The sequence below is a fragment of the Ottowia flava genome, from assembly GCF_008017535.1.
In the GTDB taxonomy this organism is placed as follows: domain Bacteria; phylum Pseudomonadota; class Gammaproteobacteria; order Burkholderiales; family Burkholderiaceae_C; genus Ottowia; species Ottowia flava.
Window position 1 is genome coordinate 56,699 of record NZ_VRUA01000006.1, and the last position, 14,289, is coordinate 70,987.

The following is a 14,289-nucleotide window of genomic DNA, read 5'->3' on the forward strand; positions in this document are numbered from 1 at the left end:
GCGCAGGCGACAGCCTGCTTGCTATTTCCTGAAGTGATTATTGCACCCCGACGCTGTCAAACCGCACCGCGGCGACGTACGGAAAGCCAGCCAACGGCAATGCCTAGTAGAGCACCTGCGATGACATCCAGCAAGAGATGTTGTTTGGTGGCCATGGTCGAAAAAACGATCCCGGCACACCAGAGGAGGTTAACGATATACAGCCAGGCTGGAGCCGCAACTTTTCGAAGGATCGCGTGCAGCCAAAGGCACGACATGACCGACGCAGCCACATGCAGGGACGGGCATGCATTGCCGTTGCTGTCGACGGCGTAGAGCATGGCGAACAAGGCGTTGCCGGCGGGTCTGGGCCCCACCGCCTCAGACACGGAGGAGGGCCAGAGATAGAACACCACCAACCCCAGCACACAGAGCACCGTCATGGCCACCCCGTACCCGACAAGGCGTTGCTTGTCGGGCTGCAAAGCGACCGGAAGGGCTGTGTAAACCCACAGCGAGAGATACAGGCCGATGGCCCATGGCTGGAAACCAATCCAGTGGTCGACGTCCGTCGCGGGGATCTGGGCCACTTCAAACGCGGGGTGCTTTTGAATGGCCAGGTAAAGCTGAAAGAAAACGACGAGAAAAACCGTATTGCCCAATGCCTTGAGCCATGCGAGAGTGCGCACGCGAGTGCGCAACTCCGTGCGCCAGCTAGGCGCGGGAGCGAAATGGTTCATGCGAGAGCGCCCGCCTCCTTCATGCGTTCAGAATCGCTTCTGGACCAAGCCATGGCCAGAAGCAAAGCGAGGAGGGCGCCTGGACCCACTGTCGACCCAATCGCATGGAGCACGGGTACTTTCGACCAAGCCAGGATTCCGAAACCGATCATGGTGGATACATTTGCCAGCGCGAGCGATGCGAGGGCGGCCGCGCGCGCCGGAGCTTCTGCGCTTTCTGCCGTTTCACTGCCTGTCGCCCAAGCGCTGAAGCGCTGATCGAAAAAAAGCGCATAGTTGGAGCCAACTGCCACGATCAGCAGCAAGCCGACCAGGTGCAGCAGGGTCATTGGCGTTCCCGCGACGACGTGCCCAGCCATGACAAGCGACACCGCGGCGCCTAGGGGCATGAGCACGCGCAGCACGCGCACCGGGCTTCGCAAGGATACGAACAGGATGCCAACGATGCCAACGATGCCGGCCGCGGAGAATGCCAAGGCTTCTTTCAGGTACTTGCCGAACATCTGCGTCGATTGTGAATCGACGTCAAGGAAATAGGCCTTCTGCTGCAGCGGTGCTGACATCAGCGCGGCCTCTATCGCTTGGCGGCTCTTTTCGGCAGTCGAGGGGTCAGCAGGCAAAGACAGGGGCATCAGAACCGACCACCCACTCTCGCGCTGCAGTAGCAAGGTCTGAAGGACGAACTCGAAGCTGGTGCCGTGCAATGTCTGGGTGGTTATCGGACCTGAACTGCGCGCTGTCTCGACGTCCTCGATGAACGGCTCAAGGCGCGCCGCCTTGACCGGCAGTCCGGCAGTTGCTTCGACCAATCGTGCTGACAAGGTCGACGCGTCCGGCAGCGCACTGCGCCGCGCGGTCTGAGTTTCTGAACTCGGAAGAAAATGGGCCGGACTGTCGATGCGTTCGATGTTGCGGTTCTTCAGTAGGGGCGCAAGATGGGCTTCAGTCACTTCAGCTGCACGCAGGGCTGCATCTGCAGTAGGCGCCGACACCACCACCATGTGCGCCAGGTTCGGTGCGCCTGCCTCAAGCCTCAAACGCTCGTCCAACTTCTGGAGATCTCGCGGGGCGGGGTTCAGGCCAGAAAGCCCTTGGGCCCACAGACGGTCATGATGGGTCGCAACGACGCCCACGGCCACCAATGCGGCAGCAGCTACCACCCACCGAAGCCCTTGGGCCAGAGCACAGATCTGGGCCATGCGGTGGCCAAGCCAGCGGATGCTGGACGCCGGCACTGGTTGCGAAGGCAGGGACGGGAGTACGAACCGGGTGACTGCAGCGGCCGTCAGCAAACCCGCAATGGAATAGATGCCCAACTGGCCCAAGCCCGGAAAGCTGGAAAACAGCAGGGCAGCAAATCCGCATACCGATGTAGCGACGCCCAGCCGAACCGTCGGCCAATAGTCGCGACGCCAATCGGCGTCCCCGCTTGACTGAACCAGGTAGTAAATGCTGTAGTCAAGGGTTTCTCCCAGCAGCGTGGTGCCGAATCCCACAGTGATGGCATGCACTGTCTCAAAGCCAAGGAAAACCGCCACCACCGCCACCAGGATGCCGGTGAAGACGGGCACCAGCCCGATGAGCATGTTACGAATTGAACGGTAAAAGGCAAACATGATCAGCAGGATGCTGATGCCGCCGACGAGCGAAAGGCGCTCAACCTCGCTTTTAATGCTCTGGCGCGCGTCGACCGAGAACACTGGTGCGCCAGACACTACCAACTTCAATGTGGCATCGTGCCGTTCTCTCTCGAATGTGTCTCGTATGCGAGCGAGTACCGACTCCTGGGCATCGGTATCCGTTCCCGGCGCGGCTGTCATCGCGATGAGCAGCGCTGTGTCACCCGAGGCGGAGGTCCAGACGCCATCGTGCCCCGCCGGTGCCCGTCCGCTCGTCAATCGGCCAATCAAGGCGGGCAGTTCTCCCGTCGGATCGCGCGGGAAGATGGACTTGAGAATCAGACCTGCGGATCCACCCAGCTCGTTGATTGAATTGCGAATCGCGGCATGTAAACCCGATGGGCTGAATCGCTCTGGGGACACCTGCTGACTGAGCAAATAGCGCGATTGCATCAGCAATGTTTGGTCGCGTTCACGGCTTGCGGCATCGCCGTTGATAACACTGGCGAATGCCGCGTCGTCGCGCAGCGCGGCCGCCAGCCGCTCGGATGCGCCAGCGCGCAATGAAGAATCGCCTCCTTCGATGCCCATGAGCACCATCCGCGACAAGGCGCCGTCCTTGATCTGATCGACCAGTAGGCGCTGCTGTTCGTCGGGGTTCTTCGGAAGGAACGCCGACATGTCCGTGCTCAACCGGACGCTGTTCAACGCGAGCAGACAGCACGCCACCAGCGCTAGCCAGAGCCCGACAGCGATGGTTCGATGAACTGGGGCAAACGGGGCGGTGCCGCTGCGGCCAGCTCGCGAGCACTTGTCAGCGTGCATCTGGAGCGACGGTGATCAGCGATTTGTCGCCGTCGGCCTGCAACGTCTCCACTGTGTTCACGCCTTTGTCGGTACCGGCTACTTTGATCTGCTTGACCCAGCGTCGAGTCCGATCATCAAGTGGCGTCAGGGCCAGTTGCCATTTGCGTTCCGTGCCGGACAGCGACAGAGCGTAGTGCTGCTCAAGCAGGGCGCGGTTGCCAACCAAAGTGCCGCGCAAAGCCTCCACGAATGCAAGCACTTCTGGGTATTGAGGCAGTCGAAGCTGCCGTTTCACTCCGTCGCGCACGACGGTCAGGTCGTTGCCATGGATCACCAGAGACTCTGGGGCTGGCTTCAGTGTGTGCTTTTCCAACCGATCGGGAGGGCTGTAAACCAGTTCGCCGCTGCTGACGACCGGCTGCTCCAGTACGGCGAGTGTCTTGGTTTCGGTGAAGGTCGCGCGCCCAGAGGGGTGCTTCGCAAGCTGCTGCATCAGCGCAGGGATGTCCCACTCCGCCAACGCGGCAGAACTCGCCATCACCGTGACGAGAGCCACTGCCAATCGCAGGCTAAGGTGCGTCATTTGCCCAGAAATCATAAAAATTGAACCAGTTCCAAGGAGCGTCAACGCATTGGGCTTCCAGGATTTCCACATAGCGTCGCTGGGCATTCGTCATCGCTTGGCTCCGCTCGGCCGCATCGACATTTTGAAAGTCCGCGATAGCGTCGAAGCGAAGATGGTATCGATTTCCGCCAAGATATACGCCAGCCATGAACACGACCGGGGCGCGCAACAGCGCTGCAAGGCGAAATGGCCCCGTGGGAAAAGGTGCAGGAGAGCCCAGGAACTCCACATGATCAGTGCCCTCCTGGGCATCGGCAACACTGCGATCAGCCAAGATGCCGACGCAGCCGCCCGTGGTCAAATGGTCGCGGACGCGCAACACGGCGTCGGAACGACCGAGGGCAATCACACTGTCCGCCAACGCGGGGTTGATGGCTGCCAACGTCTGCGTCACCATGCGGGCATTGTCAGGGTACATGAGCATGCGTACGTCGAGTCCATTGCGCACGCCCAATACGCGCAGGGCTTCAAAGCTGCCGAAATGGCCACCCATGAAGACCACGCCGCGTCCAGTACGTTGATACTGCTCAAGCAGATCGTCGCCGGTGATCTGAATGTCGAACAGATCGTGGCAGTCGCTCAACCAGTAAATGCGGTCGTGCACAACCGAAGCGAAAGAGAGCACATGGTGAAAGCCATCGGCGATCCATGCTTCTCTGCCCAGTGCTCGATTCAAAAACTGCTTGCTCGCCCGCTTGGCGGAAGGGGCGAAAAGCACGAAATAGGCGGCGATGGGATAGAGGATGCAGCGACTGACCCTGCGGCCGAGATGCAGGGAGAGCCATCGCATCAGGCGCATGACGGCCATGGAACTGCGCTCGGGCTGTTGGGACCACTCGCTCGTGCTTGGCGGGCTGGGTGGGGACGTCGAAGTCAAGCCAGAGGCTCCAGAGAAAGGGAACCGACGCAGGTCACTCGAGTGCCAGCGAAAAGTTCGAAACTAAGCAATGAGTCCGTGACGGAGCCGCGCAATATCAATGTGCTGCCTGGGGATGCAGCTGCCATCCACTTGACCTGCTTCAGTCCAATGACTTGGCGCCGCGTCGCCTGTTCCACCGCGATAACTACGCGATCGACCAGCGCAGCGCCTGGAATCACCACATGTTGCGGAAAATGGCCTGCGAAGCGTGCCCCCTCGTACAAAAACGTGCTTTCCAATGTGGTTGGGAAATCGCTGACGCAATCGCTCATTGACGGTCGCTCTTCGTTTGCACGCGGCGATAGAGTGCCTGAATCTCCGTCGCCAGCAATTTGCCTGTGGCATTTCGGGGCAGGGCATCCACCTTGAGCAACGGGCGAGGCAGGAACGCGGCGTCGACTTCCCTGCGCAGCAATGCCAACACTTCGTGCTCGCTCAGAGAGGGCGCAACCACCAATGCGGCAAGTCGCTGAACGCCTTCTGCCGGCAATGCATGGCCGGCATCGGGCAGGAGAAAGCACCCGTCGTCCACGCCCACGAGACTGCGCAGCGTGGTCGACAATGCGCCGATCGACGCGCGCTTGCCGGCAATGTTGACCATATCGGCATGTCGACCACCCAATTCGAAGTAGTCGCCCTTGATGCCCGCGATATGGTCGGTCAATGCGACGCGGCCCTCGACATGGCCGCCGCTGACCCATGCTTGGTCACCGTCAGACGTCATATCCAAGCCGGGCAGCAATTGCCAAGTGGGTCCAGCAGTCGTTCGACGGCTTGCAACCTGACCGCTCTCGGTGCAGCCATAGATCTCGAACAGGGAGCTCTGAAAAAGTGATTCGGCAGCACTGGCCAACGAGGTCGAAAGTGGCGCTGTGGCGCACAGCAGAAGGTCGGACGGCGGCATGTTGTTGCCGGAGTTCACCACGTTGGAGAGATGGAACGGTGTGGTGACCAGCATCCGAGGCCTAGGAGTGGCCTCAAGTGCTGCCTGGATATCGGCAGGGTAGAAAGGGCGCCCACGCCACAGGCTTGAGCCTCCATGTAGCGCAAGGAGAACGCTCGACTCGAATCCGTACATGTGCTGCGCCGGTACCGTGGCGACAATCGTGTGACCCGCGGACCGCAGTCGTTGTGCTTCCGAGGCGCCGTTAATGCCCAGGCGGCCCCAGCGCTTGACGTGTGCAGTCGGTTCGCCGGTGCTTCCCGACGTGAAAACAATGGCGGCAACCTGGTCAACAGGAATGCTGGGAACCTCAACACCGTGTTTGCCTGACCCAGGCGGCTCATCCACAATCTGCCAGCTCGCGATACCGTCCGCCTGTTGATGCCCATCGTGCAGGCAAATGACGTCGGCGTAGTGCAACTGGATTTGCTTCAGGGTGCCCGGGGTGAAACTGGATGGCATCAAAGTTGGGCGTCCATCCATCAGCGCGGCTGCCAGGCCCAGCATGAACAGATAGCGGTCCTGACAGGTGTTCAGAACATGGCGCCCAGGTGGCAGACGATCCGCCAACTGCGTCGCTTGCCGGCAGAACGTCTCGACGGTGATAGGGCCGCTTGGGCCGTACACAAGCACATCGCAGAGCGCGTGCGTGGTCAAGGGCAGACAGTCAACGCTCATGGTGCGCGCTGGGGTGCCCGCGACTGGTGACGCAGGCGTGCCTGTATCGCGCGCCATGTCCCGGTCAAGCCGACGCGATCCTGGGGGGGAAGAAAGCGGCTGCGGAGCAGGTTTTCAATCAGGAACACCGCGCCCGTTAGGAGGGGCCCTATCACCGCTGAGAACCCGGTCCAGGCTTCAGGCGAGGCATACCGGAACAGCAGCAGTGACGCAATGACCATCAATCCGAAGAACATTGCCCACCAAAAGGTCACCTGGCGCGTGTACCACAGCAACCGTGTAGACGACATGTCTTCGTGGACCCAACTGGCAAATTCGGTACACAGCGGCGTGCATCCATGTCGCAGCGTTCGCGCGAAAAGCCAGCACAAGATGGCGTGAACACCGATATGCTGAGCAAGATAAAGCAGGCGGACATTGCTCAGGAGTGGTCGCCAAGCCAGACCCAGTGCCAGCAGCGTGGCAATCAGCGGCAAGAGCCGGCCAATCCGCACGGCTGTGGGCAAACCAGCGCGCGCTCCGCCCTTGGCGTACGCAAGAGCAAACCATACGAACGGCAAGGCAGCCAAGGCCAGTGTCAACGGAGAAGGGTGTCTGCTTGTCCAGAAAACGGCTAACGCGTACAGCGCCACACCCGCCAAAGTTGCGATCAGCGGAATGGGGATACGGTTCAATGACGCCCGATGCGGCATTGGCTTCACGTGATTCGGTGCTTGGCGATGTGGTGCGCCAAGTTGCGCAGAGACGAATAAATGGCCTCGTTGTTCTCGTCGTCGGCGCGTAGCTGGAAGCCGTAGCGCTTCGAGACCGCGAGCGCCACTTCGAGGATGTCGATGGAGTCAAGGCCAAGGCCATCGCCATACAGCGGCGTATCGGGGGCAATGTCCTCTGGCGCCATTTCGAGATTGAGGGACGTCACCAGCAACTGGGCAACTTCGGGAATCAGTACTTCTTCGGACGCAGGCATCGCTGGGGTATTCATGAAACGCTCATCTGACGGCAAGACAAAATTATGGCCCAAGCGTAAGCGGACGTAGTTGCCTCAGATGTCAGCAAAAAGCCTGATTGCCGCCGCATGCTTAGCATCACCGCATATCAATGCGGACCCTTTCCGCTGGAGTCGCCGTCAGCGCCGGTGGGCCGACAGAATGGAGAAGGGCGCCGGGCACAACACCGCAGCGGCGCAGGTGATTCGCTGCTTAAGAGTGCGATTGTGGTAGAATAAGCACAATTCACGACCAAACGGGCGGGGTTTCCACCGCCCTTTTTTTTTGCCTGTCGCTTCTTGAGAGATGGGTGAGGGTGGCTTGTTGCTGTGTCACTTCAGCAAACGATCGACGATACCGTGCGCGGACTTGGATATGACTTGGTGGAGGTTGAGCGCTCCGCCGGTGGTCTGCTGCGCGTCACCATCGATTATCCATGGAGCCCTGGCGCGATGGCGGAAGTGCCGGTGACCGTTGAGGATTGTGAGCGTGTCACCCGTCAACTGCAGTACGTGCTGGAGGTGGACGGTGTTGACTACCGAAGGTTGGAGGTTTCTTCTCCCGGAATCGATCGCCCTCTCCGGAATGCTCTGGATTTCGAGCGCTTTGTGGGTGAGGTGGTTGACCTGACGCTCAAGGCCCCTATCGGGTCTGCAGCAGAAGGCTTGGTGAGTGCCAATCGGAAAAAGTTTCGCGGCGCCCTGCAGAGGCGGGAAGACGGTGGCTGGCAGATTGTTTGGCGCGATGAGCCGCCTGTGAAGCCGGGCCAGCGCGTCAGCGCCAAACGGGCGCCGGCGCCAGAGCAGGCGATGGGCTTTACGTTGGACGAACTGAGTTCGGCGCGCTTGGCGCCGTTGGTGGATTTCAAGGGGCGCAAGCCCGCTGAGGGCAAGTCCTAGCGCGGATGCGGTTTGCCCCTGGTTGAGAGCGCGTCGAGTGCTCTCATTTCATGAGTTTCAGAACGAGTTATTGAAATATGAACCGCGAACTGTTGATGCTGGTTGAGGCGATCTCGCGCGAGAAGAACGTCGAACGCGATGTGGTCTTCGGGGCGGTCGAAGCGGCCTTGGCGCAGGCCGCCAAGAAGCTGTACGAAGGTGAGGTCGACATGCGTGTGGCGATCGATCGCGACACGGGTGAATACGAAACATTCCGCCGCTGGCATGTGGTGCCCGATGAGGCCGGCCTGCAACTGCCGGACCAGGAAATTCTGCTGTTCGAAGCCAAGGAGCAGATTCCCGACATCGAAGTCGACGAGTACATCGAAGAGGGCGTGGAATCGGTCCCCATTGGCCGCATTGGTGCCATGGCGGCCAAGCAGGTGATTCTTCAGAAGATCCGCGACGCCGAGCGCGAGATGCTGCTCAACGACTTCATGAGCCGCGGCGAGAAGATCTTCACCGGCACCGTCAAGCGCATGGACAAGGGCGACATCATTGTCGAGTCCGGTCGCGTGGAAGGGCGCCTGCGCCGTGGCGAGATGATTCCCAAGGAAAACCTGCGCAGCGGCGACCGCGTGCGGGCGATGATCATGGAAGTCGACCTGACTCTGCGCGGTGCGCCGATCTTGCTGTCGCGTTCTGCGCCGGAGTTCATGATTGAATTGTTCACACAGGAAGTGCCCGAGATCGAGCAAGGCCTGCTGGAGATCAAGAGCTGTGCCCGCGACCCTGGCAGCCGAGCCAAGATTGCCGTCATCAGCCATGACAAGCGCGTGGATCCGATCGGAACCTGCGTTGGCGTGCGAGGTACGCGGGTCAACGCGGTGACCAATGAACTGGCTGGTGAGCGCGTGGACATTGTCCTGTGGTCGGAAGATCCGGCGCAGTTCGTGATCGGCGCGCTGGCGCCAGCGAACGTCTCGTCCATCGTGGTGGACGAGGAAAAGCATGCCATGGACGTGGTTGTGGACGAGGAAAATCTTGCCATCGCCATCGGGCGTGGTGGTCAGAACGTGCGCTTGGCATCTGAGTTGACGGGCTGGAAGATCAACATCATGGACGCTGCCGAATCGGCGCAGAAGCAGGAAGAAGAGACCTCTTCCCTGCGCACGCTGTTCATGGAAAAACTGGACGTCGACGAAGAAATCGCCGGCATCCTGATCGAAGAGGGCTTCACCAGCCTCGAGGAAGTTGCCTACGTGCCGATCCAGGAGATGCTGGACATCGAGAGTTTCGATGAAGAAACCGTCAATGAGCTGCGCGCACGTGCCAAGGACGCACTCCTGACACAGGAAATCGCCCGCGAAGAAAGCGTGGATTCGGTCTCGCAGGATTTGCGTGACCTGGAAGGGCTCACGCCCGAACTGATTGCCAAGCTCGCCGAAGCCGGCGTGCAAACCCGTGACGACTTGGCCGATCTGGCGGTGGACGAACTCACCACCATCACAGGCCAGTCCGAGAACGATGCCCGCGACCTGATCATGAAGGCGCGAGAGCATTGGTTCATGGACCAAGAGTAAAGATCATGGAGACTACGGAACCCTATGTCGAACACCACTGTTGCAGAACTCGCCAATGAACTGAAACGCCCGACCGATGCGCTGCTCGAGCAGCTGCAGGCCGCAGGCGTGAGCAAGCAATCCGCTTCCGACGCCCTGACGGAGCAGGACAAGCAGCGCTTGCTGAACTACCTTCAGGCCAGCCATGGCACCGCGTCCGCCGCGCGCAAGAAGATCACGCTGACGAAGAAGTCGACCAGCGAGATCAAGCAGGCCGACGCCAGCGGTCGCGCGCGCACCATCCAGGTGGAAGTCCGCAAGAAGCGCACCTTCGTCAAGCGCGAAGACGAGCCGGTGGTTGATGTGCCCGCGGCTGCGCCTGCGCCGGAGCCGGTACCGGCGCCTTCCCCTGCACCTGTGCCTGTGCCTGCGCCGGTAGCTGAGGTATCTGCTCCCACCCCGGTTGCCCCCGCGCCAGCCCCTGCTGCAGCTCCGGTTTCCGTGATCGACGATGCCGAGCGCGCCCGTCGCGAGGAAGAGGCGCGTCGCCATTCCGAGCTGCTGCGCCGCCAGGAAGAAGACGCCGCGCAGAAGCGCCGTGCCCGTGAAGGGCAGGATCAAAAGACGGCCGAGCGCGCGCAAGCTGCCAAAGCCCCCCCCGAGCCTGCACCTGTCGAGACTGCTGCGCCTGCCACTGAGGTGCCAGCGCCGGCCCCTGTCGAGGTGGCTGCCACCCCTGCGCCGGAAACAGCCCCCACAGCGGATGCCGCGCCGTCACCCGAAGACGAAGCGGCTCGAGCCCGCGAGCAGGAAGCCAGCCGCCGCAAGGCACTGGCCGAAGCCGAAGCCATTCGCGCCATGATGAGCGCGCCCCGCAAGGTCCTGGTGGCCAAGAAGCCCGAAGACGGCAAGGCCGGCGACAAGGGCGCTGCCGCCAAGACCACCGGCACCGCCGCGAAGACCGGCGCGCCCGGTGCGCAAAAGGAAGTCAAGTCCGCCAAGCTGTCGTCCAGCTGGGCCGGCGATCCTGCCAAGAAGAAGGGCATTCCCACTCGTGGCGACAGCTCGGGTGGTGTGGGTCGCAACAACTGGCGGGGCGGGCCGCGTGGCCGTCGCGGCGACCGAGGTGATCGAGACGACCGCCACGCAGCGCAAGCGCCGGTGGAGCACCGCGCCATCGAAGTGCACGTGCCCGAGACCATCACGGTGGCCGAGCTTGCCCACAAGATGTCGATCAAGGCGTCCGAGGTGATCAAGTCGCTGATGAAGATGGGCCAGATGGTCACGATCAACCAGCCGCTGGACCAGGACACGGCCATGATCGTGGTCGAGGAAATGGGCCACATCGCCGTCGTGGCGGCGCTGGACGATCCGGAAGCCTTCACCGACGAAGAGGTGCAGGCTCAGGCGGCCGACGCGTTGCCGCGCCCACCGGTGGTCACCGTTATGGGTCACGTCGACCACGGCAAGACCTCGCTGCTGGACTACATCCGCCGCGCCAAGGTCGCGTCGGGCGAAGCCGGCGGCATCACGCAGCACATCGGCGCCTACCACGTGGAAACGCCGCGCGGCGTGGTGTCCTTCCTGGACACGCCGGGTCACGAGGCCTTCACGGCCATGCGTGCCCGCGGCGCGCAGGCGACCGACATCGTCATCCTGGTGGTGGCGGCCGACGACGGCGTCATGCCGCAGACGAAAGAAGCCGTCAAGCACGCGAAGGCGGCCGGTGTGCCGATCGTCGTGGCGATCAACAAGATCGACAAACCCGAAGCCAACCCAGACCGCGTCAAGCAGGAGCTGGTGGCCGAGGAAGTCGTGCCCGAAGAATACGGCGGCGATTCGCCTTTCGTGCCCGTGTCCGCCAAGACCGGCCAGGGCATCGACGACCTGCTGGAGCAGGTGCTGCTGCAGGCCGAAGTGCTGGAACTCAAGGCGCCGGTCGAAGCCGCTGCGAAGGGCATCGTGATTGAAGCCAGCCTGGACAAGGGCCGCGGCCCGGTCGCCACGGTGCTGGTGCAGTCCGGCACGCTGAAGATTGGTGACGTGGTGCTGGCCGGTCAAACATCTGGCCGCGTGCGCGCCATGCTGGACGAAAACGGCAGGCCCACCAAGGAAGCCGGCCCCTCCATCCCGGTCGAGATCCAGGGTCTCACGGAAGTGCCGCAGGCTGGCGACGACTTCATGGTCATGGTCGACGAGCGCCGTGCCCGCGAGATCGCCACCTACCGCGCCGGCAAGTTCCGCAACACCAAACTGGCCAAGTTGCAAGCCGCCAAACTTGAGAACATGTTCTCCGACATGACGGCGGGCGAGGTCAAGACGCTGCCCATCGTGCTCAAAGCCGACGTACAGGGCTCGCAGGAAGCGCTGGCCGCTTCGCTGCTCAAGCTCAGCACCGACGAGGTCAAGATCCAGATGGTCTACACGGGTGTGGGCGGCATCAGCGAGTCCGACATCAACCTGGCGATCGCCTCCAAGGCCATCGTGATCGGCTTCAACGTGCGTGCCGACTCGGGTGCGCGCAAGTTGGCCGAAGGCAACGACGTCGACATCAAGTACTACAGCATCATCTACGACGCTGTGGACGAGCTGAAGACGGCCATGTCCGGCATGCTGGCGCCCGAAAAGCGCGAAGAGATCATCGGCCATGCCGAGATCCGCACCGTGTTCGTGGCCACCAAGATCGGCACGATTGCCGGCTCCTATGTGCTCGACGGCGTGGTGCAGCGCAACGCGCATTTCCGCCTGCTGCGCGACAACACCGTCATCTACACGGGCGAGATCGAATCGGTCAAGCGCATGAAGGACGACGTCAAGGAAGTGCGCGAAGGCTTCGAGTGCGGTATCAAGCTCAAGAACTACAACGACATCAAGGAAGGTGATCAGTTGGAGGTCTTCGAGATCAAGGAGATCGCTCGTACTTTGTAATCAAACTGGGCGCCAGCGCTCGCCTGTCGGGCGCTGGCAGCTATTGATTTCATAGTTTCAGAGGCGAGTTGTCATGCCCCGCAAAAGCTCCGTTCCCAACCGCGGATTTCGCGTCGCCGACCAGATCCAGCGCGATCTGGCCGAGTTGATCTCGCGCGAGGTCAAGGACCCGCGCGTGGGCATGGTCACGCTCAACGCGGTCGAGGTCACGCCCGACTACGCGCACGCCAAGGTCTTCTTCAGCCTGCTGACGGGCGACCCGGCGCAGACGGAAGAGGCGCTCAACCACGCCGCCGGCCACCTGCGCAACCTGCTGTTCAAGCGCCTGCACATCCACACCGTGCCGACGCTGCACTTCATCTTCGACCGCACGACCGAGCGCGCGTCCGACATGAACGCCCTGATCGCCAAGGCGGTGGCCTCTCGTTCGAAGGACGACGACGCGTCATGACCGCCACCCCTCGTGCACGGGTGCAGCGGCGCCCGGTGCATGGGGTGTTGCTGCTCGACAAACCGCTGGGCCTGTCCAGCAACCAGGCGCTGCAAAAAGCCAAGTGGCTGCTGCGCGCCGAAAAAGCGGGCCACACCGGCACGCTTGACCCGCTGGCCACGGGCGTGCTGCCCCTGTGCTTTGGCGCGGCCACCAAATTCAGCGGCCTGCACCTGGATGCCGACAAGCGCTACGAAGCCACGCTGCACCTGGGCGTGACCACCACGACGGGTGACGCCGAAGGCCAGGTCGTTGCCGAGCGCCCGGTGCCCGCCATCACGCCCGAGACGCTGGACGCCGTGCGTGCGCGCTTCACAGGCCCGATCACGCAGATCCCGCCGATGCACAGCGCGCTCAAGAAAGACGGCAAGGCGCTGTACGAGTACGCGCGCGCCGGCGTCGAGGTGGAACGGGCACCGCGCCAGATCACCATTTATGCGTTGAATCTGACGCTGGCCCTAGATGAATCTGCGCAGCCAGCTATCAAAATCGAAGTGGCGTGCAGCAAAGGCACCTACATCCGCACGCTGGGCGAAGACATTGGCGCCGCACTCGGCTGCGGCGGCCACCTGACGCGCCTGCGCCGCGTGGCCACTGGCCCGTTCACGCAAGACCAGTGCATCACGCTGGAGGCTTTCGACGCGCTGTCTGAATCGGATCGCCTGGCCGCGTTGCAGCCGGCCGACGTTCTGCTGCCCGATCACACCGCCGTCACGCTCGGCAGCGAAGATGCGGGGCGCTTTTTGTCCGGCATGCGCCGCCGTGGCGACTGGGCCGATGCCGAGCAGGTCGTTGTCTACGGCCAGGCACCGGCTGCGCTGCTGGGTGTGGGCCACGTCGCTGCGGGCGAGCTGATTCCCGATCGGCTGTTGAGCCCAGCTGAAATCGCGCAGACGCTGGCCCAAGCCACCGCCGGCCGTGGCACCGGGGAAGCGGTCAGCTGGACCAAGGCCTAGAGAACACGCATGTCCGATCGACACCAGATTTTGCTGTGGCCGTTGAGCAGCGCACAGTTTCTGCCGGCCGCTCACACCTTGCTGGTGCGGCGACGCAAACGGCCACCCGCCGCAGCGCGCTGACCCGGTACGTGCTGCGTCTGGCCACGTTGCCGGTTGACATCAGCACGCCACCCCCT

At 62.2% G+C, this 14,289-nt stretch carries 13 protein-coding genes; 5 read left to right on the plus strand and 8 right to left on the minus strand.

All coding sequences use genetic code 11. The features are described 5' to 3' along the window. Positions 1-56 precede the first annotated feature (56 nt). The 8 genes from FVQ98_RS08370 to FVQ98_RS08405 form a co-directional block, all read right to left on the minus strand. Complete coding sequence (locus FVQ98_RS08370; protein WP_147912978.1) at positions 57-719, minus strand: phosphatase PAP2 family protein; 663 nt, start codon at positions 717-719, stop codon at positions 57-59. Next, entirely contained in the window at positions 716-3,019 is a 2,304-nt protein-coding gene (locus FVQ98_RS08375; RefSeq protein WP_222707587.1) for an MMPL family transporter, read from the minus strand. The genes FVQ98_RS08370 and FVQ98_RS08375 overlap by 4 nt, the downstream gene beginning before the upstream one ends. 133 nt (positions 3,020-3,152) lie before the next feature. After that, the gene (locus FVQ98_RS08380) at positions 3,153-3,728 is read right to left on the minus strand and encodes a LolA-related protein (protein ID WP_255507703.1); all 576 of its coding nucleotides are present in this window, start codon (positions 3,726-3,728) and stop codon (positions 3,153-3,155) included. After that, positions 3,715-4,578: an LpxL/LpxP family acyltransferase gene (locus FVQ98_RS08385; protein WP_147912981.1), complete on the minus strand. Its 864-nt coding sequence runs from the start codon at positions 4,576-4,578 to the stop codon at positions 3,715-3,717. Before FVQ98_RS08385 ends, FVQ98_RS08380 begins: the two co-directional genes overlap by 14 nt. Before the next feature lie 65 nt (positions 4,579-4,643). Further along, positions 4,644-4,961, minus strand: coding sequence for a hypothetical protein (locus tag FVQ98_RS08390; RefSeq protein ID WP_147912982.1), 318 nt, complete (start codon positions 4,959-4,961; stop codon positions 4,644-4,646). Next, a complete protein-coding gene (locus FVQ98_RS08395; protein WP_147912983.1) occupies positions 4,958-6,310 on the minus strand; it encodes an AMP-binding protein in 1,353 nt (450 codons plus the stop codon). The genes FVQ98_RS08390 and FVQ98_RS08395 overlap by 4 nt, the downstream gene beginning before the upstream one ends. Beyond that, positions 6,307-6,984 carry a COG4648 family protein gene (locus FVQ98_RS08400; protein WP_147912984.1) on the minus strand — a complete coding sequence of 226 codons (678 nt, stop codon included), beginning with the start codon at positions 6,982-6,984 and terminating at the stop codon, positions 6,307-6,309. The genes FVQ98_RS08395 and FVQ98_RS08400 overlap by 4 nt, the downstream gene beginning before the upstream one ends. A gap of 23 nt (positions 6,985-7,007) precedes the next feature. Continuing rightward, a complete protein-coding gene (locus tag FVQ98_RS08405) occupies positions 7,008-7,292 on the minus strand; it encodes a phosphopantetheine-binding protein (protein WP_147912985.1) in 285 nt (94 codons plus the stop codon). Between the two features lie 333 nt (positions 7,293-7,625). Here FVQ98_RS08405 and rimP point away from each other — a divergent pair, with 333 nt between their 5' ends. The 5 genes from rimP (at position 7,626) to truB (ending at position 14,110) form a co-directional block, all read left to right on the plus strand. Next, positions 7,626-8,195, plus strand: coding sequence for a ribosome maturation factor RimP (rimP, locus tag FVQ98_RS08410; protein WP_147912986.1), 570 nt, complete (start codon positions 7,626-7,628; stop codon positions 8,193-8,195). 77 nt (positions 8,196-8,272) lie between these two features. Further along, the gene (gene nusA / locus FVQ98_RS08415) at positions 8,273-9,757 is read left to right on the plus strand and encodes a transcription termination factor NusA (protein ID WP_147912987.1); all 1,485 of its coding nucleotides are present in this window, start codon (positions 8,273-8,275) and stop codon (positions 9,755-9,757) included. Positions 9,758-9,781: 24 nt separating this feature from the next. Next, positions 9,782-12,664 carry a translation initiation factor IF-2 gene (gene infB / locus FVQ98_RS08420; protein ID WP_147912988.1) on the plus strand — a complete coding sequence of 961 codons (2,883 nt, stop codon included), beginning with the start codon at positions 9,782-9,784 and terminating at the stop codon, positions 12,662-12,664. A gap of 73 nt (positions 12,665-12,737) precedes the next feature. Continuing rightward, entirely contained in the window at positions 12,738-13,115 is a 378-nt protein-coding gene (rbfA, locus tag FVQ98_RS08425) for a 30S ribosome-binding factor RbfA (protein ID WP_147912989.1), read from the plus strand. Beyond that, complete coding sequence (gene truB, locus FVQ98_RS08430; protein WP_147912990.1) at positions 13,112-14,110, plus strand: tRNA pseudouridine(55) synthase TruB; 999 nt, start codon at positions 13,112-13,114, stop codon at positions 14,108-14,110. Before rbfA ends, truB begins: the two co-directional genes overlap by 4 nt. The last annotated feature ends 179 nt before the right edge of the window (positions 14,111-14,289 follow it).